This window comes from Mesorhizobium sp. M1143, from assembly GCF_040318435.1.
Classification (GTDB): Bacteria; Pseudomonadota; Alphaproteobacteria; order Rhizobiales; family Rhizobiaceae; genus Mesorhizobium.
The window spans coordinates 1-22,097 of sequence record NZ_JAMYMJ010000035.1 but is presented as its reverse complement, the minus strand read 5'-3'; the positions used below and the strand labels follow the sequence as shown (position 1 = coordinate 22,097).

The 22,097-nt window shown below is 64.3% G+C and carries 19 protein-coding genes and 2 pseudogenes; 12 read left to right on the top strand and 9 right to left on the bottom strand.

The window, feature by feature from the left end; all coding sequences use genetic code 11:
* Positions 1-97: 97 nt before the first annotated feature.
* The 3 genes from NKH35_RS21380 to NKH35_RS21370 all read right to left on the bottom strand — a co-directional run bounded on the left by NKH35_RS21380 (position 98) and on the right by NKH35_RS21370 (position 3,578).
* Positions 98-1,942, bottom strand: a complete 1,845-nt coding sequence (locus NKH35_RS21380) for an aminopeptidase P family protein (protein WP_352916295.1) — start codon at positions 1,940-1,942, stop codon at positions 98-100.
* A 105-nt stretch (positions 1,943-2,047) separates the two neighbouring features.
* The gene (locus NKH35_RS21375; protein ID WP_023821774.1) at positions 2,048-2,920 is read right to left on the bottom strand and encodes a 50S ribosomal protein L11 methyltransferase; all 873 of its coding nucleotides are present in this window, start codon (positions 2,918-2,920) and stop codon (positions 2,048-2,050) included.
* A gap of 82 nt (positions 2,921-3,002) precedes the next feature.
* On the bottom strand, positions 3,003-3,578 hold the full coding sequence (locus tag NKH35_RS21370; RefSeq protein ID WP_023712445.1) for an SCO family protein: 576 nt from the start codon (positions 3,576-3,578) through the stop codon (positions 3,003-3,005).
* Between the two features lie 182 nt (positions 3,579-3,760).
* Here NKH35_RS21370 and NKH35_RS21365 point away from each other — a divergent pair, with 182 nt between their 5' ends.
* The 3 genes from NKH35_RS21365 to NKH35_RS21355 all read left to right on the top strand — a co-directional run bounded on the left by NKH35_RS21365 (position 3,761) and on the right by NKH35_RS21355 (position 5,795).
* Positions 3,761-4,279 (top strand): CreA family protein, encoded by a 519-nt coding sequence (locus NKH35_RS21365; protein ID WP_023753104.1) that lies wholly within the window; start codon positions 3,761-3,763, stop codon positions 4,277-4,279.
* A gap of 60 nt (positions 4,280-4,339) precedes the next feature.
* On the top strand, positions 4,340-4,981 hold the full coding sequence (locus NKH35_RS21360; protein ID WP_023733062.1) for an LbetaH domain-containing protein: 642 nt from the start codon (positions 4,340-4,342) through the stop codon (positions 4,979-4,981).
* Between the two features lie 382 nt (positions 4,982-5,363).
* Positions 5,364-5,795 carry a low affinity iron permease family protein gene (locus NKH35_RS21355; RefSeq protein WP_023750938.1) on the top strand — a complete coding sequence of 144 codons (432 nt, stop codon included), beginning with the start codon at positions 5,364-5,366 and terminating at the stop codon, positions 5,793-5,795.
* Between the two features lie 26 nt (positions 5,796-5,821).
* On the opposite strand, the gene NKH35_RS21350 is transcribed toward NKH35_RS21355, so the two are convergent.
* Positions 5,822-6,688 carry an SDR family NAD(P)-dependent oxidoreductase gene (locus NKH35_RS21350; protein WP_352916291.1) on the bottom strand — a complete coding sequence of 289 codons (867 nt, stop codon included), beginning with the start codon at positions 6,686-6,688 and terminating at the stop codon, positions 5,822-5,824.
* Between the two features lie 131 nt (positions 6,689-6,819).
* Between NKH35_RS21350 and NKH35_RS21345 the strand changes: the two genes are divergently transcribed.
* Positions 6,820-7,101 (top strand): hypothetical protein, encoded by a 282-nt coding sequence (locus tag NKH35_RS21345; protein WP_023668298.1) that lies wholly within the window; start codon positions 6,820-6,822, stop codon positions 7,099-7,101.
* Positions 7,102-7,113: 12 nt separating this feature from the next.
* On the opposite strand, the gene NKH35_RS21340 is transcribed toward NKH35_RS21345, so the two are convergent.
* On the bottom strand, positions 7,114-7,689 hold the full coding sequence (locus NKH35_RS21340) for a TMEM175 family protein (protein WP_023682120.1): 576 nt from the start codon (positions 7,687-7,689) through the stop codon (positions 7,114-7,116).
* 153 nt (positions 7,690-7,842) lie between these two features.
* On the opposite strand from NKH35_RS21340, the gene NKH35_RS21335 reads away from it, so the two are divergent.
* Complete coding sequence (locus NKH35_RS21335) at positions 7,843-9,051, top strand: MFS transporter (RefSeq protein ID WP_023682119.1); 1,209 nt, start codon at positions 7,843-7,845, stop codon at positions 9,049-9,051.
* A gap of 3 nt (positions 9,052-9,054) precedes the next feature.
* Here the strand turns inward: NKH35_RS21335 and NKH35_RS21330 are convergent, their stop codons facing one another.
* Positions 9,055-10,527, bottom strand: a complete 1,473-nt coding sequence (locus tag NKH35_RS21330; protein ID WP_352916288.1) for an MATE family efflux transporter — start codon at positions 10,525-10,527, stop codon at positions 9,055-9,057.
* A gap of 198 nt (positions 10,528-10,725) precedes the next feature.
* On the opposite strand from NKH35_RS21330, the gene NKH35_RS21325 reads away from it, so the two are divergent.
* A complete protein-coding gene (locus NKH35_RS21325; RefSeq protein ID WP_023668302.1) occupies positions 10,726-11,514 on the top strand; it encodes a L,D-transpeptidase in 789 nt (262 codons plus the stop codon).
* Positions 11,515-11,604: 90 nt separating this feature from the next.
* Here NKH35_RS21325 and NKH35_RS21320 read toward each other — a convergent pair.
* A pseudogene (locus NKH35_RS21320) lies at positions 11,605-13,068 on the bottom strand (esterase-like activity of phytase family protein); the annotation flags it as partial.
* A 224-nt stretch (positions 13,069-13,292) separates the two neighbouring features.
* On the opposite strand from NKH35_RS21320, the pseudogene NKH35_RS21315 reads away from it, so the two are divergent.
* A pseudogene (locus tag NKH35_RS21315) lies at positions 13,293-13,608 on the top strand (ferritin family protein).
* A gap of 27 nt (positions 13,609-13,635) precedes the next feature.
* Here the strand turns inward: NKH35_RS21315 and NKH35_RS21310 are convergent.
* Positions 13,636-14,661: a LacI family DNA-binding transcriptional regulator gene (locus tag NKH35_RS21310; RefSeq protein ID WP_023682116.1), complete on the bottom strand. Its 1,026-nt coding sequence runs from the start codon at positions 14,659-14,661 to the stop codon at positions 13,636-13,638.
* A gap of 194 nt (positions 14,662-14,855) precedes the next feature.
* Here NKH35_RS21310 and NKH35_RS21305 point away from each other — a divergent pair, with 194 nt between their 5' ends.
* The 5 genes from NKH35_RS21305 to NKH35_RS21285 all read left to right on the top strand — a co-directional run bounded on the left by NKH35_RS21305 (position 14,856) and on the right by NKH35_RS21285 (position 19,843).
* Complete coding sequence (locus NKH35_RS21305; protein WP_352916285.1) at positions 14,856-15,887, top strand: Gfo/Idh/MocA family protein; 1,032 nt, start codon at positions 14,856-14,858, stop codon at positions 15,885-15,887.
* A complete protein-coding gene (locus tag NKH35_RS21300; RefSeq protein WP_023690893.1) occupies positions 15,887-16,792 on the top strand; it encodes a sugar phosphate isomerase/epimerase family protein in 906 nt (301 codons plus the stop codon). Before NKH35_RS21305 ends, NKH35_RS21300 begins: the two co-directional genes overlap by 1 nt.
* Positions 16,793-16,908: 116 nt before the next feature.
* Positions 16,909-17,922 carry a substrate-binding domain-containing protein gene (locus NKH35_RS21295; RefSeq protein WP_023682113.1) on the top strand — a complete coding sequence of 338 codons (1,014 nt, stop codon included), beginning with the start codon at positions 16,909-16,911 and terminating at the stop codon, positions 17,920-17,922.
* Between the two features lie 86 nt (positions 17,923-18,008).
* A complete protein-coding gene (locus NKH35_RS21290; RefSeq protein ID WP_023668308.1) occupies positions 18,009-18,806 on the top strand; it encodes an ATP-binding cassette domain-containing protein in 798 nt (265 codons plus the stop codon).
* Positions 18,803-19,843 carry an ABC transporter permease gene (locus tag NKH35_RS21285; RefSeq protein ID WP_023668309.1) on the top strand — a complete coding sequence of 347 codons (1,041 nt, stop codon included), beginning with the start codon at positions 18,803-18,805 and terminating at the stop codon, positions 19,841-19,843. Before NKH35_RS21290 ends, NKH35_RS21285 begins: the two co-directional genes overlap by 4 nt.
* A gap of 318 nt (positions 19,844-20,161) precedes the next feature.
* Here the strand turns inward: NKH35_RS21285 and NKH35_RS21280 are convergent, their stop codons facing one another.
* On the bottom strand, positions 20,162-21,868 hold the full coding sequence (locus NKH35_RS21280) for an ATP-dependent helicase (protein ID WP_352916283.1): 1,707 nt from the start codon (positions 21,866-21,868) through the stop codon (positions 20,162-20,164).
* Positions 21,869-22,097 lie beyond the last annotated feature (229 nt).

Genomic DNA, 22,097 nt, shown 5'->3' with positions numbered 1-22,097 from the left:
GCGTTCGTCACTCGAAAAGCCAAGCAATTGGCTTTTCGTCCGCTTCGCGGACCGCTCCTCACCTCCCCGTATAGTGACGGGGAGAAAGAAGCTCATTTCAGATCTTGGCGTCGTGCGGCAGCGGCGCTGTTGCCTTCTCCAGCCAGGCCAGCGTCTCGCCGTCGAGCATCGGGCCGATCTCGGCCAGCACCCAGGCATGGTAAGTATCCAGCCAGTGCAACTCCTCGCGCGTCAACAGGTCGGTGCGGATCAGCCTGATATCGATCGGCGCCAGCGTCAGCGTCTCGAAACCGTGCATGGCGATGTCGCCGCCCTCCACCTGTTCAGCCGGTGTCACCAGGATCAGGTTCTCGATGCGGATGCCGTAGGAGCCTTCCTTGTAATAGCCGGGCTCGTTGGACAGCATCATGCCGGCCAGCAGCTTTTCGGTGCCGGTGCGGGCGATGCGCTGCGGCCCTTCATGCACGGCCAGATACGAGCCGACGCCGTGGCCGGTGCCGTGGGCAAAGTCGCAGCCATGCTTCCACAGCGCCATGCGCGCCACCGCGTCGATTTCCGAGCCGCGCGTGCCGGCGGGAAAGCGCAGCGTGGAAATGCCGATCATGCCCTTCAACACCAGCGTGAAGCGCTCGCGCATCTCCTCGGTCGGCTGGCCGATCGGCACGGTGCGGGTGATGTCGGTGGTGCCATCCTGATACTGGGCACCGGAATCGAGCAGGAACAGCTCGCCGTTTGCCAGCTTGCGATTGGTGGCGCGCGAGACGCGGTAGTGCATGATGGCGCCGTTCGGCCCGGCGCCGGAAATGGTGTCGAAGGAGACATCGCGCAGCGGCATCTGCGTTTCCTCGCCGGTCTGCCGGCGCGTTTCCTCCAGCTTGGTGACAACGGTTATTTCGTCGAGCGTGCCCGGCTTCTGCCGTTCCAGCCAGCACAGCAGTTTCGCCACCGCCGCGCCGTCCCGGCGGTGCGCGGCGCGGCTGCCGGCGATTTCCGCCTGGTTCTTGGTGGCGCGCGGAATGCGGGCGGGATCGGCTGCTGAAACAAATGTGCCGCCATTGTCCTCGACCAGCATTCTCAGCTTTTCCGCCGCCAGCACCGGATCGAGCGCGATCTTGGCGCCGCCCTTGGCAAGGGCTGCGACCGCCGCCTCGAATTCGCCGGGCTCGTACAGATCGGCGAGTTGGGTGAGATAGGCGGCGACCGTGCGCGAAAACTTGCGGCTGTCCATGAACAGCTGATGCTTGCCGTCGGCGGCGAGGATCGCAAAGCCGAGCGCCAGCGGCGTGTGCGGCACGTCACCGCCACGGATGTTGAAGGCCCAGGCGATCGAGGAGGGGTCGGTGAGCACGGCGTGCGTCGCGCCGTCCTTGCCGATTGCCGCCGCCAGCCGCGCCAGCTTGTCCTTGGCGAGTTCCCCGGCAAAGCCGATCGGGTGGATCTCGACCGGCGCCACCGGCGGCTCGGGCTGATCCTTCCAGATGATGTCGATCGGGTTATTGTCCAGCGGCACCAGCGTCGCGCCGGATTGCTCGGCCGAAGCCTTCAGCGCCTTGACCTCAGCGATCGTGTGCAGCCAGGGGTCGAAGCCAAGCCTGGCGCCCTTGCCGAGATTGTCCTTGATCCAGGAGGCCGGCGGGTTGTCGACGAGACTCTCGATTGCAAAAATGTCGAGATCGACTTCGTGGCGCACTTGCAAGGTATAGCGGCCATCGACGAACATGAAGGCGCGGTCGCGCAGCACGAGCGCGACGCCGGCCGAACCGCTGAAGCCGGTCAGCCATTTCAGCCGCGCCGAGCGGTCGGCGACATACTCGCCCTGGTGCTCGTCGGCGCGCGGCACCAGGAAACCGTCGAGGCCATTATCCGCCAGCCATCGCCGCAGCAACGTCACGCGCGGCTTGCCGACGCTCGGGTCGCCTGCGGAATCGAAGGTCTGGAACATCGTATGCCTCCTGTATCGGGCGCGACCGTAGCGCATGACCCGGAAAACCGGAATCGATTTTCGCCAATCGCAAACAGCCTCGGATGGTCCAAAGCGCGTTGCGTCTCAGTGCTTCAGGTGGATCGTTACCCAGCCTTCGCGATGCAAGGTCCTGACATGGCGGAAATTCTGGCCGACATAGGCTGAGATCACCGCATTGCACTGGCGCTCGAGGATGCCGGACAGCACGATCGAGCCGCCGAGGCTGATGTGCCTGGCCATCTCAGGCGCCAGCCGCATCAGCGGCCGCGCCAATATGTTGGCGACGATGAGGTCGAAAGGCGCCCGCTTGCCGAAGATCGGGTGGTGGAAGCCGGGCGCCGTCACCGTTTCAACCAGCGCCTTGACGTGGTTGAGGCGGGCGTTGGCGGCGGCGACCCTGACGGCGATCGGATCGATGTCGGTCGCCAGCACCGGAATATGCGCCAGCTTGGCGACCGCGATCGCGAGCACCGCGCTGCCGGTGCCGAGGTCGAGGGCATTCCTGGGACGTTCGCGGCGCACGACCCGCTCCAGCATTTCGAGGCAGCCGGCAGTGGTGCCGTGATGGCCGGTGCCGAAGGCAAGGCCGGCCTCGATCTCGATGGCGAGTTCGCCGCTGTGGCGCTTCCGGCGGTCATGCCCGCCATGGACGAAGAAACGTCCGGCGCGCACCGGCTTCAGTCCCTCCAGCGAGCGCGCCACCCAATCGATGTCGGGCAGAACCTCGCGCTCGATCGGCTTCGACAGGGACAGTCCGGCAAGGCTGTCCCTTAGCCGCGCCTCAACCGCGTCGACATTGCCGTCGGTGTAGAGCGAAACCTCATAGATGTCGCGGTCTTCATCGACTTCGAGCACGGCGATCGGCAGGCCTTCATCCTCGAAAGCCGGTTCGAGCGCGGCAAAGATGCGGTCGGCCTCGATCTTCCCAGCGATGAAGTGGAGCCTGGTCTGACCCATCAGCTGGTCTCTTGTTTGAGCATGATCTCTGGACAACACTTTTCTGTCCGGGAAAACCGGAATCCACGTTTCGGGATCATGCCTAGCCTGCCGCCAGCCGCTTCAGCTTGGCGATCGCGGTATCGGCGCTTTCGCCATAGGCTATGGTGCCCGAAAACTCGCCCTTGGCGTTGAGCAGCAGCGCGGAGGCGGTGTGGTCCATCGTGTAATCGCCGTCGCCGGTGTCGACCTTCTTCCAATAGATGTTGAAGGACTTCGCCATGGCGTGCACCTTGTCGGGATCGCCCGATATGCCGACGATGCGGTCGGAGAAATTGCTGACGTAAGTGTTCATCACCGGCGGCGTGTCGCGCTCTGGATCGACTGTAACGAAGTAGGCGTTGAGGTTCTTGCCGTCGTTGCCCAGCGTCTTCAGCCAGCCGGCCATTTCGAACAAAGTGGTCGGGCAGACTTCCGGGCAATGGGTGAAGCCGAAGAAGACGATGCTGGGTTTTCCCCGGAAGGCGGCTTCGGTGATTGGCGCGCCTTTCTGGTCGACCAGCGTGAATGGCGCGCCATACGGTTCGCCACCATAGTGGCCGCGATAGAAGTCAAAGGTGAGCCAGCCGATGCCCGCCGCCATCAGAACGAGAATGCCGACCAGAATTGAACGCATCATCAGGAATTGTCCGTAGCAGAAATCATCGAGCGCCGGATCGGCGCCTCTCTGCCGGCAGTCTTAGCCGGTCGCAGGGGGCAAGGCAAAGATGCCGCGTTGCCGCAACCGGGCTGGGCGCTACCTTGCAAACAGCTGGCCCTTATCCCACCTGAGACCGGCAAACTGAACCTGAGGAGGCTCCCTTGCAAAGACGGACTGGGCAGAGACGGATTGGGCAGAAACTGATCGGCGGCGCGCTGGCCGCATGCATTGCCCTTGGCGCCGGTGCCGCAGCGGCAGAGGAAGTCGGCAAGGTCGGCGTCGATTGGGTCGGCAACGACATCATCGTCGAGGCGATCAAGGATCCCAAGATCGACGGCGTGACCTGCCATGTCTCCTATTTCGACCGCAGCGTCATCGACCGGCTGCACAAGGGCAACTGGTTCGAGGATCCGTCTGATTCCTCGATCTCCTGCCGCCAGACCGGGCCGATCACCATCGGCGACATCGACATGAGCGAGGGCGGCGAAGAGGTGTTCAAGCAAGGCATCAGCCTGATCTGGAAGAAGCAGGTGGTGAACCGCATCTACGACAAGAAGAACGAGACGCTGATCTATCTCTCGCATTCGCGCCAAGTGCAGGACGGCTCGGCGAAAATGTCGGTGACGACCGTGCCGCTGTTCGGCCAGAACGTGGTGTGGACCGGCGGCAAGCCGAAATAACGATCCTCCGGGCGCAACGCGACAATTGCTTCCGCAATTGCGCGGGGGTAAATCCGCCAGATGGACCGTACCGAAAACCTCGTCCTGAAAGATCCCGAGCCGCGCATCCATTCGACCGCGGAGCTGAAAGCGTGCAAGCTTGGCCGCTATGCCTCGATCGGCGAACGGGTGGTGCTGCGCGAGGTCAATGTCGGCGATTTCTCCTATTTCGAGCGCCACGCCGAGGCGATCTACACGACGATCGGAAAATTCTGCTCGATCGCCGCCAACAGCCGCATCAATGCCTTGGAGCATCCGATCGAGCGGATCACGCAGCACAAGCTCAGCTACCGGCCGAACGAGTATTTCCGCTGGCTGGGCGTCGACGCGGCGTTCCGCGCGCGGCGGCAGGCCAAGGCGGTCGGCATCGGCAATGATGTCTGGATCGGCCATGGCGCCGTCATCATGCCCGAGATCAGCATCGGCAATGGCGCCATCATCGGCGCCAATTCGGTGGTGACGCGGGATGTGCCGGCCTACACAATCGTCGCCGGCGTACCGGCGAAGCCGTTGCGCATGCGCTTTCCCTCCGAGATCGCGGCGCGGATCGAAAGCCTTGCCTGGTGGGACTGGCCGCCGGAGAAACTCGCCAAAGCGGTTCCCGACATGCAGGCCTTGCCGATTGAGGATTTCCTCGATCGTTGGGAGCAAGAGCATTCCTGAGAGCTCGCCGCGCGTGCGCGGTTTCATCGACTGGCTGGCCGAAATCCTGGCGCCAAAATTCTGAACGGCACGTGTCGGGAAGAGTTCCGCCGGTCTGCGGCAACGCAACGGACCCCTTCCGCCATGCGGGGGTGGCGCAGCGGAAGGGGCTTGGAGACAAATCCGCCGTGAAGCGGAACGAACAGGTTTTGGCCTGCATGGTGACTAATGGCAACAAACCGATAAGGCGGCTTTTCACGGCGCTGCGCCTTTGGCGTGCATACAATTGCACCAGCGATGCCCTCTGCGACAGGGAACCGGAAGCGGCTGCCGGTTGTTTATTGTTGGAGCGATGAATGCGGCCTTGGTCAGCTCGTCGCGCTTTGAACGGTTGAGGATGTGAATGATCGAAAAGCTGTTTACCAGAATCGCCAACACCGTTTCGCACTTGGCGGGCCTGCCGCCGACTTTCATCGCCTGTTGCGCCATCGTTATCGTCTGGGCGGTAAGCGGGCCATTCTTCGGCTTCTCCGATACGTGGCAGCTCGTCATCAACACGGGAACGACGATCATCACCTTTTTGATGGTGTTCCTGATTCAGAACACCCAGAACCGCGACGGCGCCGCGGTTCAGGCCAAGCTCGACGAACTGATCCGCGTCAGCGAGGGCCACAATCATTTCATCGGCATCGAGCACCTGACCGAATCCGAGGTCGAGGAGATCAGAGACAAATGCGAGCGGGCGGCAAAACGCCATGACCACGAGCTCGCCGAACTGGCGGGCAAGAAGGCCGTCGCGCAAAAGCGCACCGCGAAAAAACGCGCGCCCGCCTGAGTCTCGGCTTTGGCTGAGTTCGACGATCAGTTTCCCATAAAGGCCGCGAAAGCGTCCTTATGGTCGGGGTGCCAGCGCGAGAGAGCAGGCCGGTTCTCGATGATGTCGCCGATCGCCCAGGCCATGCGCTTTTCATCGGTCGGCCGCATCACCTCATTGTCGGGGCACAGGATGTAGAAGTCCCCGCGCGCCAGCGAAGCCAGCATGAAGTCGACTACCTGCTCGCCGGTCCAGGCGCCAGCGGGTTTTTCGACCGCTCCTTCGGTGAGGCCGGTGAAGGTGAAGCCGGGAATGAGAAGATGCGCCGCGGCCTTCGCGCCCGGCTCGTTGCGCAATGCGTGCGCCAGGCCTTCGGTGAACGTCTTCAATGCCGATTTGGATACGTTGTAGGCGAGATTGCCGGGTGGCGTGGTGATGCCTTGCTTGGAGCCGGTGTTGATGATCAGGCCCGGCTCTCCGGAGGCCAGCATGGCCGGCGCAAAGGCCTCGACGCCATGTACGACGCCCCAGAAATTGATGTCGATCAGCCGCTTCCAGGCGTCGCCGTTCTCCCACGGTTTTCCCGGATTGTTGCCGACGCCGGCATTGTTCATCAGCAGCGATACGGCGCCGAAAGCGGCATGCGTCTTTTCCGCCAGCCGGCCGAGTTCGTCGGCCTTCGAGACGTCTGTGGCGACCGCAAGCACGGCATTCTCGCCGGCGATCGCGGCGACTGCCTGGCGGGCCGCATCGAGGCGCGCGCCGCCAATGTCGGCCAGCACCAGTCTCATGCCCATAGCCGCCAGGCTTTTGGCGGCGGCAAGCCCGATGCCGCTGGCGCCCCCAGTGATGACGGCGACGTTGCCTCGGCTGAGGGCGGGCAAAGCGGATTGGATTTCGGCGTCGGAGGTCATGATCTTTTTCCTAGGGTTCGGGTGGCGCCGAACTTAGCGCGGGACGCGCATCGTGCAAGGCCGTCCCGCGTGTTCGGGTTGACCGCATCAACGGCGGCTGTGCATGCTGCGGCTGAACAGGAGACTGCCGATTGACCGACTGGGTTGCGATCCTGAAGGAGCAGACCGCCACCGGCGACCAGATGGGCCGCGAGGTGCCACAGATGCTTGCCAATCCGGACATAAGCGAAGCGCAGGTGAAGACCTTGTTTTCGGCACTCGAAAAACAGGCCGAGTTCGTCGAGAAATTGCGCATGGCGCTGGAAAAATTCGGCCATGATTTTTCGATCATCAAGGCGGCCGAGCGGCTGGAGGAGCGCTATGCCGACCTAGCCGCGTCGGTTGCCGAAAAGCTGAAGGCGATGCGCAAGTAGAGGCGTCCTACGCTACTTTTCCAGCACCCGCGAAAAACGCGTGTCCGGAACGAACCAGACGGCGGCCACCAGCACGAAGATCGCAACGCCGATCCATTGGTTGACGAAGGCAAGCGGGACGGCGGCGGCGTAGAGGGCCACCGAGATCTTGCCCTTGCGGTCATTGCCCAGCGCCTTGGCGAAGGCGGTGTCGTTGCCGTGCAAATGGTGCAGCTTGGTGGCGAGAAAGGTGTAGGCGACCGCGCACAGCACCAGGTCGATGCCATAGACGGCGACGGGGACCGGCGCGAAATGGTTCTCGCCCATGAAGGCCGTCGTCGCCGGCATCAGCGACAACCAGAACAGAAGGTTGAGGTTGGCCCACAGCACGCGGCCGTCGACCCTTTGGACGGTGTGGAACATGTTGTGCAGATTGTTCCAGTAGATACCGACATTGATGAACGACAAGACATAGCTGAAAAAGATCGGCCACAGCGGCAGAAGCGCTGAAAAATCCTCCCCATGGGGCACTTTCAGCTCCAGCACCATGATGGTGATGATGATGGCGACCACCCCATCAGTGAATGCCTCGACTCTGCCTTTTCCCATGGATTCTCCTTCTCGATGGAAAGACGTTAAGCGAGGATTTCGGGCAAGACCATCCTGACAAGGTTGTCAGGATGAAGTTCGGCGCGTGGAACGGCCATCCTTACATGGACGTTGGGGCGCAATTGGGCGTTGGGCGATTGGCCGGAGGTAGCCATGACCAGCTATGCCGAGACCATAACGCGCGACAACGGACTCGATGGCCGGCCCGCGATGGCCGCGGTTGCCGCCATGATCGCCGCTCTGTTCGCCGGCAGCACGGTGCTGACGCCGCTTTACGTCATCTACAAGCAGGCCTTCGGTTTCTCGCAGATCACGCTGACGCTGGTCTACGCCGTCTATGTCGTCGGCAATCTCGGCGCATTGCTGATGTTCGGGCGCTTGTCCGACGGCATTGGCCGCCGTCCTGCGGCGCTGGCGTCGATGGCCATAGCGGTGGTCAGCGCGCTGGTGTTCCTGTTGGCCGAGAACGTCGCATGGCTCGATGTCGCCCGCATATTGAGCGGCCTTGGCATCGGCGTCGGCGCGGGAACCGGCACGGCCTGGCTTGCCGAATTGATCGAGGGTAAGGACAAATCGCGCGCGGCAATCATCGCCACCAGCACCAACTTCGTTGGCCTTGGCCTCGGCGCGCTGGCATCGGGCCTGCTCGCCGAATATGCGCCCTGGCCGTTGAGACTAACGTTTGCGGTCTATCTTGCCTTGCTCGTGGTGGTGACGCTGTTGATCTGGCGCACCAGGGAAACCGTTTCGCGGCCGGGAAGGCTGGCCGACGTTTCGCTGCGGCCGCGGCTGTCGGTGCCCGCTGATATCCGCGCCGCTTTCGTGGCGCCGGCCGTCACCGGCTTCGGCGCCATGGCGCTGGTCGGCTTCTATGCAGCCCTGGCGCCGAGCATCCTGGCGCAGCAGCTGCATGTGGCCAACCATGCCGAGGCCGGCGGGCTGTTCTTTGAACTGTCGATCGTTGCGGCCGCGACCATTCTGGCCACGACCCGACTGTCCAGTCGCGCCGGCATGCTGGCCGCGCTGGCGCTGATGATCCCGGCCGTAGGGCTGATGGTTGCTGCTCAGTTTTTCGCGTCGATGTCCCTGATGGTTGCCGCCACCGCTGTGTGCGGCGTGGCGGCGGCGCTCGGCTATCGCGGCGGCCTGCAGGTGGTGAGCCAGATCGCACCTGCCGAGCGTCGCGCCGAATTGGTGTCGGCGTTCTTCATCTGCTGCTTCTGCGGCAATGCGCTGCCGGTGATCGGCATTGGGCTGCTGTCGAGTTGGGCCACTCCGACGACGGCAAGCCTGGCCTTCGCCGGCATGATCACGCTGTTCTCTGTCGTAGCGCTGGGGTTCGGCGTCAAATACGCGCGCTGAGCCTCACCCGTTTGGCGTCTCGGGCGCCATGTTTGCCCGTCCGCGCGGGATGCCGAGGCCGGTGTCGGGCGGCTCGCCGGCGGCCGGCCGGTCCTCGATCATGTGCGTGGTGCGCCAGCGGCCGAAGCGATAATAGGCGGCGGCCAGCACCAGCGAGGTGATCGATCCCGCCGGAAAACTCCACCACAGCGCTTCCTCGCCGAGGTAGCTCCTGAAGAAGTAGGCAAAGCCGGTGCGCACGACCAGCACGGAAATCACCAGAATGATCAGCGGCGGCATCACGGCACCGGTGGCGCGCACGGTGGCGAACAGCACGATGGTGATGCCGAACAGGATGAACGACCAGGACGCCACCTTGTTGATGTGGGCTGCAATGTCGATTGCGGTGCTGTCCCCGCTAAGGAACAGGCCGAGTACCGGCCTGTCGAAGAAGAACAGCAGCGCCACCAGGGCGCCGGTGAGCACCAGGTTGAAGCCGACGCCGGACGCCGCGATGCGACCGATGCGGTCCCACCGCCCTGCGCCGACATTCTGGGCCGCCATCGACGAGACTGCGGCGCCGATCGCCAGTGCAGGCATCTGGATATAGGTCCACAGCTGCGCCGCGATGCCGTAGGCGGCGGCGACCTGCGAGCCGTAGGAGTTGACGATGCCCATCACGGTCAGCGCCGCCGCCGAAATGACGATCATCTGCAGGCCCATCGGCACGCCCTTGAAGACGACGATCCTGAGCAGCGCCGGATCCGGCCGCAGCAGAGCGAGGTTCGCGCCGGCGAGCCGCAACGGATGCTTTCTGGCATAAAGCACGACGAGGATGGCGATCACGCTCACCGTCTGGCCGATCAGCGTCGAGGTGGCGGAGCCGGCGATGCCGAGTTCGGGGAAGGGGCCGATGCCGCGAATGAGCAGCGGATTGAGGATGATGTCGAGCACGACGGCGAGCGCCATGAAGAAAAATGGCGTGCGCGAATCACCCGCGCCGCGCAGCACCGTCATGACGAAGGACAGAAGGTTCATCATCGGCACGGCGACGAAGATGATGCGCAGATAGGAGCGCGCCAGCGGCAGCGCATCGGGCGGGGTGCCCAGTGTGTTGAGGATGGCGTCGACCCAGATCCAGCCGCAGACGGCGAAGATAGCCGAGACGAGGAAGAAGAAGCTGGCGCTGGTGCCGACGATGCGCCGCGCCTCGGGCAGGTCGCGGGCGCCGACCGATTGCGCCACCAGGATGGTGGCGGCCATGCCGATGCCGAACACGGTGCCAAGAATCAGGAACAGCACCAGATTGGCGTTTGAGGTCGCCGTCAGCGCCGATTCACCGAGGAAGCGGCCGACCCAGACGGCGTTGATCGAACCGTTGAGCGACTGCAGCACATTGGAACCGAGCACCGGAAGCGCGAACAACAGCAGCGTGCGAGGGATTGGGCCGCTGGTGAGATCGCCGGTGCGCCGGCGCGGTGGTATTTTTTCGTCCATGGGCTGTTCGGCGAAGGTTCATCTCAAAGTCCGCCCGGCAATGATCGCCGATTTGACGGACAAGGTCGATGCGGCATTGGAACATGCCACCTGGCGGCTTCAAGCTAATCAGTTCTCAAAACATTCGGAATGGGATATGGGTCGTCGCCGCGTGGGGTCGCATATCCTGTTGGATATGATGAATAGGCTGGGGGGATCATGTCCGACAATCCGCTTTTTTCCGAGCGCCTGAACCGGCGCGCGTTTCTTGGAATATCCGCTTTGGGTGCCGCTTCCATGGCGCTTTCAGCCTGCACCACGACCGACGTCGTGGTGCCGCCAACGCCCGCTCCGGCGCCCGAACCGGCTCTGGGCGATGCCGCCACCATGTATTCGGCGCGCGTCGATGAGGGCTTTTCATTGCCGGCAATCCCCGTGGCCAAGCTCGATCCGAAGTTCGTGCGCCAGATCGTGGACGATCCGACCGGCGAAAAACCCGGCACGATCGTCGTCGATACATCCGAGCATTTTCTCTATCTGGTGCGCGACGGCGGCAAGGCAATGCGCTATGGGGTCAGCCTCGGCAAGGCCGGGTTTGGCTGGACCGGCAGCGCCGTGATCCAGGCGCGCAAGAAATGGCCGGTGTGGACGCCGCCGCCCGAAATGATCCAGCGCCGGCCGGAACTGGCGAAATATAAGGACGGCATGCCGCCGGGACCGCAGAGCCCGCTCGGCGCGCGTGCGCTCTATCTGTTCCGCGACGGCAAGGACACGATGTACCGGCTGCACGGCACGCCGGAATGGGATTCCATCGGCAAGAACGCGTCGTCGGGCTGCGTGCGCTTCATGAACCAGGACATTATCGACCTCTACAGCCGGGTCAACGGCGTAGCCCAGGTCTATGTGCGCCCGAACCTGTCGGCCGCAGGCAAGATCATGGCCGTGTCGAGCCGGACCGCCGAGCCGATCGATGCCGGCGTGCCAAGGGATGCGGAGATTTTGAAATAGGTGCCTTCACGGCATCGCTGATCGCCGACAAACGTTTAGAGGCGGACGCGCCGGGCGCGGCCGGCTTTCCCTATTCGGGTACTTGTTGGCGAGGCCCGGAAGCGTGACCTGATAGACCAGGAACATGGTGTCGACATCGGCGCCGTCGTCGGCCTTGTAGGGCGCGCCGACCTGAAAACCGTCTTGGGTGAGAAAGTCGTTATCGTTGCCGACGAACAGGAAATAGTCGTCGGGCAGCGCCGGATCGAGCAGGCTGACCACAGACATTGCTTCCCACTTCTCCGAGAGATTGTTCTTGTCGTTCGGCTTGCCGTCATGCAGGCCGAAACGGCCGAGTTCCTTGTTGTCGTTGATGTCAATGAACGGCGTCAGCTTGGCCGGGGTCACCGAGGGGTCGAGCACGCCCTTGGGCGCCAGCGGCTTGTCGGCGGCATCGAAGGCGCCGCCGGCAATGTCGGTGGCGCCAGAGACGTCGACGACGAAAATCTGGCGCAGCAGCGAAGTATCGCCCTTCACCCCCTGGCCGTTGCCGCTGTCGCGCGCCAGCATCAGGAAGGTCTTGTCGGACAGCGCCACGATTTCGCTCTGCGCGGCGACCTTGGTCTTGTCCTTGGCGTCCTTGAACACCGGCAGCGGCACGGCATATTCATGCACCAGCTTGAGATGGGCCGGGTCGGAGGCGTCGTAGACCAGGGCCCGGGTGTTCTGGCGCGTCGCGGGCGAATCGCCGCCATCCTGGCGGGGCGCCGACTGCAGCACAGCGATCAGCGACTTGCCGTCCGGCGTCAGCGCCATGCCTTCGAGGCCTTGATTGTTCTGGCGGCCGGTTTCGGGATCCTTCGGATCGGGTTCGGCTGCACCGGGGCCTGGATTGTCGGAGGCGAAGTTCGGCCCGCCCTTGCGCATCGGCACCAAAGCGGCCGGCGGCTGCGTTGCCGACAACAGATGGCCGTCGGCCGAGAAGCGGTAGATGTTGGGGCCGTATTCGTCAGAGATGAACATGGTGCCGTCGGGCAGCCGCGCGATCGCCTCATTGTCGAGCGCCAGCTTGCCATTGGCCTCGGGCAGGATCGGCAGGTCGCCATTGGCCGCGCGCACGCCGTTGAGCGGATCGAGACCGGTGGCGTCTGCGCCCTTGTCGTCGGTGAGCAGCAGGCAATCGGCAAGCGTCGCCTTGACGCCTGTCTGTTCCTGGCCGGCGGCGGGCTTGGCGCCCAGTGCGGTCGGCGTGAATTCGATACGAATAGTGTTGAGGCGCGGCCGGTAGTCGGTGGTGCCGACGACATTGTAGCCGCGGTCGGGCAGCAACCAGAGCGAGCCCTTGTAGCCGTCCGCGCCACGGGTCCAGCTTGCGGCGTCGATCGACATGCCGGAGCCGGAGCCGAAGGTCTCGCCGAACTTGTCCTTCTGATCGGCCGGAATGCGGCCGACGCCGACCAGGCCCTTGTTGACGAAGCCGCCAACGGTGGCGGTGCTGTCGGCAAGGGCAGGGGTCAGGGCGGTAAACAGCGCCAGTGCGGCGCCGAGCGACACGGTTCGGTGCAGATTTTTCATGGGATAACCTCTTTGTGACGGAACGGGCCGGAACGGCCGGATGACGAAGCCGCCGCAATCGACGATGCCGCGCCCACCGATGAGCGGTCTAGGACGCGAAGATGATAGTTGCGTGACAGACCGTGTCGCACGCGCTCCGGAACCATTTTCCAGCCTGAGCCGTTGCACGCGAGCCCAAGCGTCGCCTGCGATGGCCGGTCGAGCCCCGGGCCCAGGAGGGATAAATGGGTTTCGATCAGTATCACGAGCCACCGGAAGAACTGACCGCAGGAGGTGCGGACCTTTGCCCGCATGATCACCTAGTTGATCGAAGAGGCCGAGGCGATCAACTGGTACGAACAGCGCATGTCGGTCGAGAAAGACCCTCAGGCCAAGGCGATCATGAAGAACGCGCAAGGCGAGGAGTTCAAGCATTTCGGCATGGATCTGGAATTCCTGCTGCGCCAGAAGAGAGACTGGCGCGCGGAACTGAAGGAAATCCTGTTCACCACCGGCGACATCGTCAAGGCCGGCGAGCGGGGCGAGAAGAAGGTGGATTGAGGCCCGCCGGCCTTCCTCCGCGGCGGATCAATCGCTGTCGCGCGCGATCAGCTCCAGGGGCCAGACTTCGCGGATGATGCGCGGGCCTTCCGGGCCGGCAAAGGCCGGAAGCGATGCCAGCAGCATTTCGGCCAGCCGCCGGCCCATGGGCTCCAGCGACGGACGGAAGGCGGTCAGCGCCGGCGAGAAATAACGGCAGAGCGGCGTGTCGACGATGACGATCACCGCGATGTCGTGGCCGGGCCTGATGCCCATCTCGGCCAGTGCCTTGCAGCCGCCGAGCGCCATTGCGTCATTGTTGAAGATGATGGCTGTGGGCCGGTCCTTGGAGAGCATCACGCGCGGCGTCACCTGGTAGCCGCCTGCCTCGTTGATGAAGCCGTCGGCGATCAGGCCGGGGTCGACTTCGATGCCATGCCGCTCCAGCCCCTTGCGGTAGCCGTCGAGGAAAAGGTAGCCGAAGTTGAGATCAAGCGAAGGGCGGATGGCGGCAATGCGGCGGTGGCCGCGCGCGACCAGCCGGTCGACGGCTTCATCACCCGCCCTCTCGAAATCTATATCGAGCGAAGGATAGGTGTCGTCGCCGGATTGACTTCGGCCAAGCGTGGCGAAGGGAAAGCCGGCCTTGCTGAGATAGTCGATCCGATCGTCTTCCCGCCGTGTATTGGCCAACACGACCGCGTCGGCCCGGCGCGTCTCAACCACGCGGCGCAGCCTCTCCTGCTGATATTGGCCGGGCTCGCCCATGACGACCATCAGATCCAGGTCATCCTCGGCCAGCCGGCCCTGCAGACCGATCAGGAACGGGATGAAGAACGGTTCGCCATATTGCTGGTCGCCCGGATGCGGCTGCAGCATGAAGGCGATCGAATGGGTGGTGCCTTGCCGCAGGCTGCGGCCGGACTGGTTGGGCGAATAGTTCAATTGCTTGGCGGCGGCGAGCACGCGCTGGCGGGTGTCGGCATTGACGTCGGCGCGGCCGTTCAACGCCCGCGACACGGTGCCGATCGAAATGTTCAGGTGACGCGCGAGGTCATGGATGCTGGACGCCAAGGACAGTTCTCCCCCTGTCTTGGCTAGCACCGGCTGCCGCCCAGGCCAAGGCTTCGGGATGATTTTCGCTGACAGCCGATTGACATTCTACGCCATCGGGTGTGTTCTCGTAAACGTTTACGGAGAAACGTTTACGGTGATGCCGGAAATGCCGTGACATTCGGTCTGGAGGGACCGGACGGGAGGAATGCCGGATGATGAATGCCGTCCTCGTCGGCTGTGGTGCGATGAGCAAGGCCTGGCTCGATGCCGCGAGGCAGATCGACGGGCTGGCCATTGTCGGCCTTGTCGATCTCGACGCCGAACGGGCGAAGGCGAGGGCGCACGAATACGGGCTCGACGGCGCGGTCATCGGCACCAGCCTCGACGCGGTGCTCGACCAGACCAGGCCCGACGCGGTGTTCGATGTCGTGGTTCCAGCCGCCCGGCGTGATGTCGCCTTTGCCGCCTTTGCCCATAATTGCCATCTGCTGACGGAAAAGCCGCTGGCCGATACTCCGGAAAATGCGCGCGCCATCGTCGATGCGGCGCGTAACGCGGGGCGCGTCCATGCGGTCGTGCAGAACCGCCGCTACGTCGCCAATGTCCGGCGCATCAGGCGCTTTCTCGACTCCGGCGCCATCGGCAAGCCGACCAGCATCCATGCCGACTTCTTCGTCGCGCCGCATTTCGGCGGCTTTCGCGAGGAGATGGCCCATGTGCTCTTGCTCGACATGGCGATCCACACATTCGACGCCGCCCGCTACATGGTCGCAGGCGATCCCGCCGGTGTCTTTTGCCAGGAATGGGAGCCGGCCAATTCCTGGTACCGGCAGGGATCGTCGGCCAGCGCTATCTTCGATCTCGGTGGCGGCAAGCGCTTCACCTATGCAGGCTCCTGGTGCGCGGCGGGCTTCCGCACCAGTTGGGAGAGCACATGGCGCATCGTCGCCGAGCACGGCAGCCTGCTCTGGGACGGCGAGGACGGGCTGAAGGCCGAGGTTGTGTTGTCGGTCCGCGACGGCCTGTTCGACCTGACCCAACCCATCACAGTGCCGCCGCTCGATCCCGCCGACCGCATCGGCGGTCATCTCGGCATCATCAAGGATTTCATCCACGCCATCGAGACCGGCAGCGAGCCGGAAACCCGTGGCAGCGACAACATCAAAAGCCTGGCCATGGTTTTTGGCGCCATCGAAAGCGCCGAGACCGGACGGCGCGTCGCAATCACACAGGAAGCATCATGATGCCAAACCCGCTTCTCGACATCCGGATCGGCACCATGGTGCGGGCCAATCTCGAAGACCCGGCCGCCTACATCAAAGAGATTCTGCCGCTCGGCTTCGAGAGCATCCAGCCCTTCTTCTGGCAGACGCTGGGCGGCAAGGATTTGGCGCGGCTCGCCGGCGAGATCCGCGAGGCGATCGGCGATGCCGATGTCGCCGTGTCGTCGATCGGCGTGTTCGGCAATCCGCTGGAGGATGGCGAGGTCGATCGCGGCGTGCTCGCGGCATGGGAAACCGTCATCGACAATGCGCATCTGTTCGGCGCCTCGACGGTCAGCGGCTTCACCGGCCGCCTTCGCGGCAAGAAGCTGACCGACAGCCTGCCGCGCTTCCGTGAGGTCTGGGGACCACTGGCCAAACGCGCCGCCGACAAGGGCGTGCGCATTGCCTTCGAAAATTGCGCCATGGACGGCAACTGGGCCGCCGGTGACTGGAACATCGCCCACAATCCGGACGCCTGGGAGCTGATGTTCAACGAATTGCCCGACGACAATCTCGGCCTGGAATGGGAGCCCTGCCATCAGCTTGTCTACCTCATCGACCCGATGCCGCAGATCCGCAAATGGGCGCCGCGCATCTTCCATGTCCACGGCAAGGACGCGACGGTGCGCTGGGATGTGATCCGCGAGCACGGCGTGTTCGGCAAGCTGCCCTTCGTGCAGATGCGCACACCCGGGTTTGGCGACAGCGACTGGACGCGGGTGATCAGCGAATTGCGGCTGGCCGGTTACAAGGGCGCCATCGACATCGAGGGCTGGCATGACCCGGTCTATCGCGGCGACCTCGAAATCACAGGTCAGGTGCGCGGGCTGGAATACCTCAAGCAATGCCGGGGAGGAGCGACCTACCTGCCGAACCCAGCGTGACCGAGGGCCGGTGGGAGGAGCCGGCCTGACAGATTGCCAAGCACTGCCGACAAGCACTGCCGACAGGCGAACGACGAAACCCCTCGGCTCACCGAGGACAAAAGGGAGGAACGTGCATGAGCATCGCAATGAGAACGACACTTCTGCGCTCGACCGTCGTGGCCGCCGCCACGGCGCTGTGCGCTGCCATCTCCACTCTGCCGGCGCAGGCGCTCGACGCCCAGTGGTGCAAGGATGTCCACATCCGCTTTTTCGTCGGCGGCGCCGAGGGCGACGCTTTCGGCACCATCGTCTACAATGGCGCCAAGCAGGCGGCGTCCGATCTCGGACCCAAGGTCGACTACATCTTCTCGCAGTGGGACGTCGAGAAGATGGTTCAGCAATTGCGCGAGGCCGTCGCCGTGAAGCCCAACGGCATTGCCATGATGGGCCATCCCGGCGACGCCGCGATCATGCCGCTGGCCGAACAGGCGCACAAGGACGGCATCAAGATGATGTACCAGAACGTGCCGGTGCCGACGGTGGTGGCTGCGTTCGGCGGCGGCTATGTCGGCGCCCAGCAGGAGCAGCAGGGCCGCGCGCTCGGCGTCGAAGCGTTCAAGCTCGGCAATCTCAAGTCCGGCGACAAGGCGATCATGATCGGCCCGTTCGAGAACGAGGCCCGCGGCGCGCGCGAGCGCGGCACGGTGGCAGCACTCAAGGAAGCCGGCGTCGAGGTCATCCAGCTGTCGTCGCCGCCGAGCGGCGAATGGGCGTCCGACCCCAATCTGGCGATACCGGTGATCACCGCGGCCCTGCTCAACAATCCCGACGTCAAGGCGGTAGGCTATCCCGGCGGCCAGATGCTGGGCAACGTCGCCACCTACATGCAGGCGGCGGGGCGCAAGCCCGGCGACATCTTCAATTTCGGCTTCGACACCAGCCCGCAGATCGTCGAGGCGTTCAAGGGCGGCTGGGTGCAACTGACGGCCGATCAGCAGCCGTTTCTGCAAGGCTATCTGCCGATCCTCAGCCTTTGCCAGCAGGTGGTGCTGGGCCTGGCGCCGATGAATGTCGACACTGGCGCCGGCTTCGTCACGCCGCAGAATTACGAGATCGTCGCCGAGCTCGCCAAGCAGGCGCTGCGCTGACCTCCCAAACTGCCGGCTGGGCGCAAGCCCGGCCGGCAGGACCGCCGGCACCAGGCCGGGATGATACCACAGGAGCGAGGATCGCCATGGCCGAACGCATCATCGAACTGCGCGACATCAGCAAATCCTATGGCCAGGTCTATGCGCTGGGCGGGGTCAATCTCTCGGTCGACCGCGGCGAGGTGGTTGGCTTGATCGGTGACAATGGCGCCGGCAAATCGACGCTGATCAAGATCCTGTCCGGCGTCGTCAAGCCGACCAGCGGCGAGATCCTGGTGCGCGGCAAGCCGGTGACCGGCTGGAGTGCGGCACGCTCGCGCGACGCCGGCATCGAGACGGTCTTCCAGGACCGGGCGCTGGCCGTGCAGCAGACCATCGTGCGCAACATCTTCATGGGCCGCGAACTCACCGGCTTCATGGGCTTTCTGAAGGTCAATAAAGAGATAGAGGAGGCGAGCCGGCTGATGCGCGAGATCGGCTTTACCTCGAAAGTGTTCACGCCGCATTCGATCGTCGGCCAGCTCTCCGGCGGCGAACGCCAGGGCGTGGCGATCGCGCGCGCCATCTACAAGCAGGCCGAGCTGATCATCCTCGACGAGCCGACGACGGCGCTGTCGCTGACCGAGACCGCCAAGGTCTTCCATTTCGTGCGCCAGGTGCGGGCGAGCGGCCGTTCGATCCTGTTCATCGGCCACAACATCCACCATGTCTTCGACATCGCCGACCGCTTCGTGGTGATTGACCGCGGCAAGGTGGCGCTGACCGCCGATCGCACCGAGGTCAAGTCGGCCGAAGAGCTGATCAATTTCATGGAAGACGTTGCGCATCCCGGAGGATTGCCGGGGCTGCACGAGGCCGGCGACGCGGAGAGGGCAGCACGATGAGCAAGACCATGGAACCCGATCTGCAGAGCCCGCTCGGCGGCAAGGCAGCCCGGCCTGAGTGGAAGCACCCGTCCGACCATTGGCTGCGCGGTTTCGTCATCGACAACCGCGCAGCGCTCGGCACGCTCGCCGTGTTCATCATCATGATGGCGGCGTTCCTGATCGCCAACCCGACCGTGTTCACCACCTGGTATCTCTACAGATCCGTGCTGACCACGCTGCCGGTTGCCCTGTTCGTGGTGGTGCCGCTGGTCTTCGTCGTCACCTGCGGCGAGATCGACCTGTCGTTTCCCGCAACCATGGGCTTTGCCTCCTGGGTGTTCGCGCTGGTGGTGCAGGCCGGCTACGATCCGTTTCTCGGCATCGCAGCGGCGATTCTCACCGGCACGCTGCTCGGCTTTCTCGTCGGATCCCTGGTCGTTTATGGCGGGCTGTCGTCGCTGATCGCCACCCTCGGCATGAATTTCCTGCTGCGGGGACTGATCCAGATCATCAACGAGGGCAGATCGACGGCATTGACCGGTCTCAGCGACAGCTGGGCGTACACCATCTTCTCCGGTCAGGTGTGGGGTTTTCCGGTACAGGTCTTCTGGGCACTCGCCTTCGTCATTTTGTCGGCAATGCTCTACAACCGGCACCGCTTCGGCGCGCAGGTGAGGGTCGTCGGCGACAACCCCGACAGCGCCCAGCAGATGGGCATCGACGTCAAGCGTGTGCGGGTGAAAGTGTTCATCTTCACCGGCATCGGGGCCGCGATCGCCGGCACGTTTTCGGTGATGATCAACTTCACCTGGTGGCCGACCGCGGGCGACGGCTATCTCTTGCCGGTGCTGGCTTCGGTGTTCGTCGGCGGCACGCCGACCTGGGGCGGCATCGGTACGGTTGCCGGTGGAGCGATCGGCGCGGTCACCGTGTCGTTCATCCAGACCGGCGTCGTGGCGGCGGGCCTGAGCGGCTTCTACGTCCAGTTCTTCAACGGGCTGATCATCATCCTGTCGCTGCTGGGGCACAAGTGGAACCAGGCGCGGTACAGGTGAGGGGCGGGCTAAATTGACGGGGACGCTCATGTTGCGGACCGCATGCCCCGACGACTGGGCAGACGCCCGTCGCTTCGTCATTCTAGGGCGGAGCAGGAGCGAAGCTCCGTCGCGTAGACCCTGGAATCCATTCCGCGACCTTGGAGTGCAGCTGCGCAGGATTCCGCACCGTGGCAACGCGTTGAAGACGCGGGATGGATCCTCGTCGCTACGCTGCGTCGCTACGCTCCTTGCTCCGCCCGTGGATGACGAGGCGGGGAGGGCTCCGCCAGACTACAACAATGTGGTCGCTTGTAGGACAACAGGACAAGCGGGCGCTCACACCGCCGCGACGAACCCGTCGAGCACGCGTTTCTGGCCGGCCTTGTCGAAGTCGATGGTCAGCTTGTTGCCTTCGATGTTGGAAATGTTGCCGTTGCCGAATTTCTGGTGGAAGACGCGGTCGCCGACACTAAAGGCTGACGGCGTGTCGGCGACGGATTTGGCGACCAGTTCGCCGTCGATGGTGCGGCCTTTGACCGAGGTGCGGCCGGCGCCGTAGCCGCTGTCGGTCTCGCCATAGCCGATGCGCTCGACCTGGTGGCCAGAGCGCGAGCCCCAGTTGCGGTCGGTGGCCTCGGTGCGGTTGGCCTGCGCGCGCTGCCAGCCGGGCGTCGCATAGGTGTTGGAGAAGGCGCCGGATTTTTCCGCGCCGACATTGTCGAAGCGCGAGGCGCCGTAGGGGTTCTGCCGTCCTGCGCCCTGGCCGCCACGGCCCGACGCGAACGAACCGCCGCCATAGGAATTGCCGTAGCCGCCATAGGAGTTGCCGCTTTCGGCGACCTCGACATGGGCTTCCGGCAGTTCGTCCAGAAAGCGCGACGGGATGGTCGACTGCCACAGGCCGTGGATGCGGCGGTTGGAGACGAACCACAAATGCAGGTTCTTCTTGGCCCGGGTCAGGCCGACATAGGCGAGACGGCGCTCTTCCTCCAGGCCGGAGCGGCCGCCTTCGTCCAGCGCGCGCTGGTGCGGAAACAGGCCTTCCTCCCAGCCGGGCAGGAAAACCGTCTCGAATTCGAGGCCCTTGGCCGAATGCAGCGTCATGATGTTGACGGCGTCGAGCTCGGCGTTCTGCTCGGCGTCCATGACCAGCGCGACATGTTCGAGGAAGGAGCGCAGCGATTCGTACTCCTCCATCGAGCGGATCAGCTCTTTCAAGTTTTCCAGCCGGCCCGGCGCCTCGACCGAACGGTCGTTCTTCCACATGTCGGTGTAGCCGCTCTCCTCCAGAATGGTCTCGGCGAGCTCGGTGTGCGGCGTGGTTTCCAGCGCCTTCTGCCAGCGCTCGAAATTGGCCGTGACCTCGCGCAGAGCGGCGCGGGGCTTGGGCTTCAGCTCATCGCTTTCTGCGAGCTTGGCCGCGGCCTCCAGCATCGGGATGCGCAACGCACGCGACGTGTCGTGGATCTGCCGGATGGTGGCTTCACCCAGGCCGCGCTTGGGGACATTCACGATGCGCTCGAAGGCGAGGTCGTCGGCGCCTTGGGCGACGACGCGGAAAAAGGCCAGCGCATCGCGGATTTCCATGCGCTCGTAGAAGCGCGGGCCGCCGATAACGCGGTAGTTGAGGCCGAGCGTGACGAAGCGGTCTTCGAATTCGCGCATCTGGAAGGAGGCGCGGACCAGGATGGCCATGTCGTTGAGATTGTGCTTGGCACGCTGGTAGGTCTCGATGGTCTCGCCGACGGCGCGCGCTTCCTCCTCGGAATCCCAAGCGGCGTGGACATGCACCTTCTCGTCGTCCTCGGCGACCTTCTCGGTGAACAGCGTCTTGCCGAAGCGACCCTCATTGTGGGCGATGAGGTGCGAGGCGGTGCCGAGGATGTGCGCCGTCGAGCGGTAGTTGCGTTCCAGCCGGATGATGGTGGCGCCCGGGAAATCCTTGTCGAAGCGCAGGATGTTGTCGACCTCGGCGCCACGCCAGCCATAGATGGACTGGTCGTCGTCGCCGACGCAGCAGATGTTGACTTTGTTTTCGCTCACGGGCCGTTCCGCGCCTGCCGGCGCGGGCCCTCGCAACGGCTCGGACGCCCGGTCGGGCATGCGGCCTTTGGCCGAGCGCGCTTTACCCTCCCCTGGATGGGGAGGGTCGGCCGGAAGCGGCGGGGCGGGGGGACAGGCGCCGGCGCGGGCGCGCCCCCCCCCCGCGCCGCCGGGGGGCGCGGCGCCCCCCCCCCGCGCCCGGGCGCGTGGGGGCGGTGAGGTGGGCCCG

Bases quoted from the DNA above. Each gene is read 5' to 3' on its own strand.
- NKH35_RS21380 (WP_352916295.1), bottom strand. From the start codon at position 1,942: ATGTTCCAGACCTTCGATTCCGCAGGCGACCCGAGCGTCGGCAAGCCG.
- NKH35_RS21290 (WP_023668308.1), top strand. From the start codon at position 18,009: ATGGCCGAACGCATCATCGAACTGCGCGACATCAGCAAATCCTATGGC.
- NKH35_RS21340 (WP_023682120.1), bottom strand. From the start codon at position 7,689: ATGGGAAAAGGCAGAGTCGAGGCATTCACTGATGGGGTGGTCGCCATC.
- NKH35_RS21335 (WP_023682119.1), top strand. From the start codon at position 7,843: ATGACCAGCTATGCCGAGACCATAACGCGCGACAACGGACTCGATGGC.
- NKH35_RS21355 (WP_023750938.1), top strand. From the start codon at position 5,364: ATGATCGAAAAGCTGTTTACCAGAATCGCCAACACCGTTTCGCACTTG.
- NKH35_RS21285 (WP_023668309.1), top strand. From the start codon at position 18,803: ATGAGCAAGACCATGGAACCCGATCTGCAGAGCCCGCTCGGCGGCAAG.
- NKH35_RS21330 (WP_352916288.1), bottom strand. From the start codon at position 10,527: ATGGACGAAAAAATACCACCGCGCCGGCGCACCGGCGATCTCACCAGC.
- NKH35_RS21375 (WP_023821774.1), bottom strand. From the start codon at position 2,920: ATGGGTCAGACCAGGCTCCACTTCATCGCTGGGAAGATCGAGGCCGAC.
- NKH35_RS21305 (WP_352916285.1), top strand. From the start codon at position 14,856: ATGATGAATGCCGTCCTCGTCGGCTGTGGTGCGATGAGCAAGGCCTGG.
- NKH35_RS21300 (WP_023690893.1), top strand. From the start codon at position 15,887: ATGCCAAACCCGCTTCTCGACATCCGGATCGGCACCATGGTGCGGGCC.
- NKH35_RS21325 (WP_023668302.1), top strand. From the start codon at position 10,726: ATGTCCGACAATCCGCTTTTTTCCGAGCGCCTGAACCGGCGCGCGTTT.
- NKH35_RS21360 (WP_023733062.1), top strand. From the start codon at position 4,340: ATGGACCGTACCGAAAACCTCGTCCTGAAAGATCCCGAGCCGCGCATC.
- NKH35_RS21350 (WP_352916291.1), bottom strand. From the start codon at position 6,688: ATGACCTCCGACGCCGAAATCCAATCCGCTTTGCCCGCCCTCAGCCGA.
- NKH35_RS21370 (WP_023712445.1), bottom strand. From the start codon at position 3,578: ATGATGCGTTCAATTCTGGTCGGCATTCTCGTTCTGATGGCGGCGGGC.
- NKH35_RS21295 (WP_023682113.1), top strand. From the start codon at position 16,909: ATGAGCATCGCAATGAGAACGACACTTCTGCGCTCGACCGTCGTGGCC.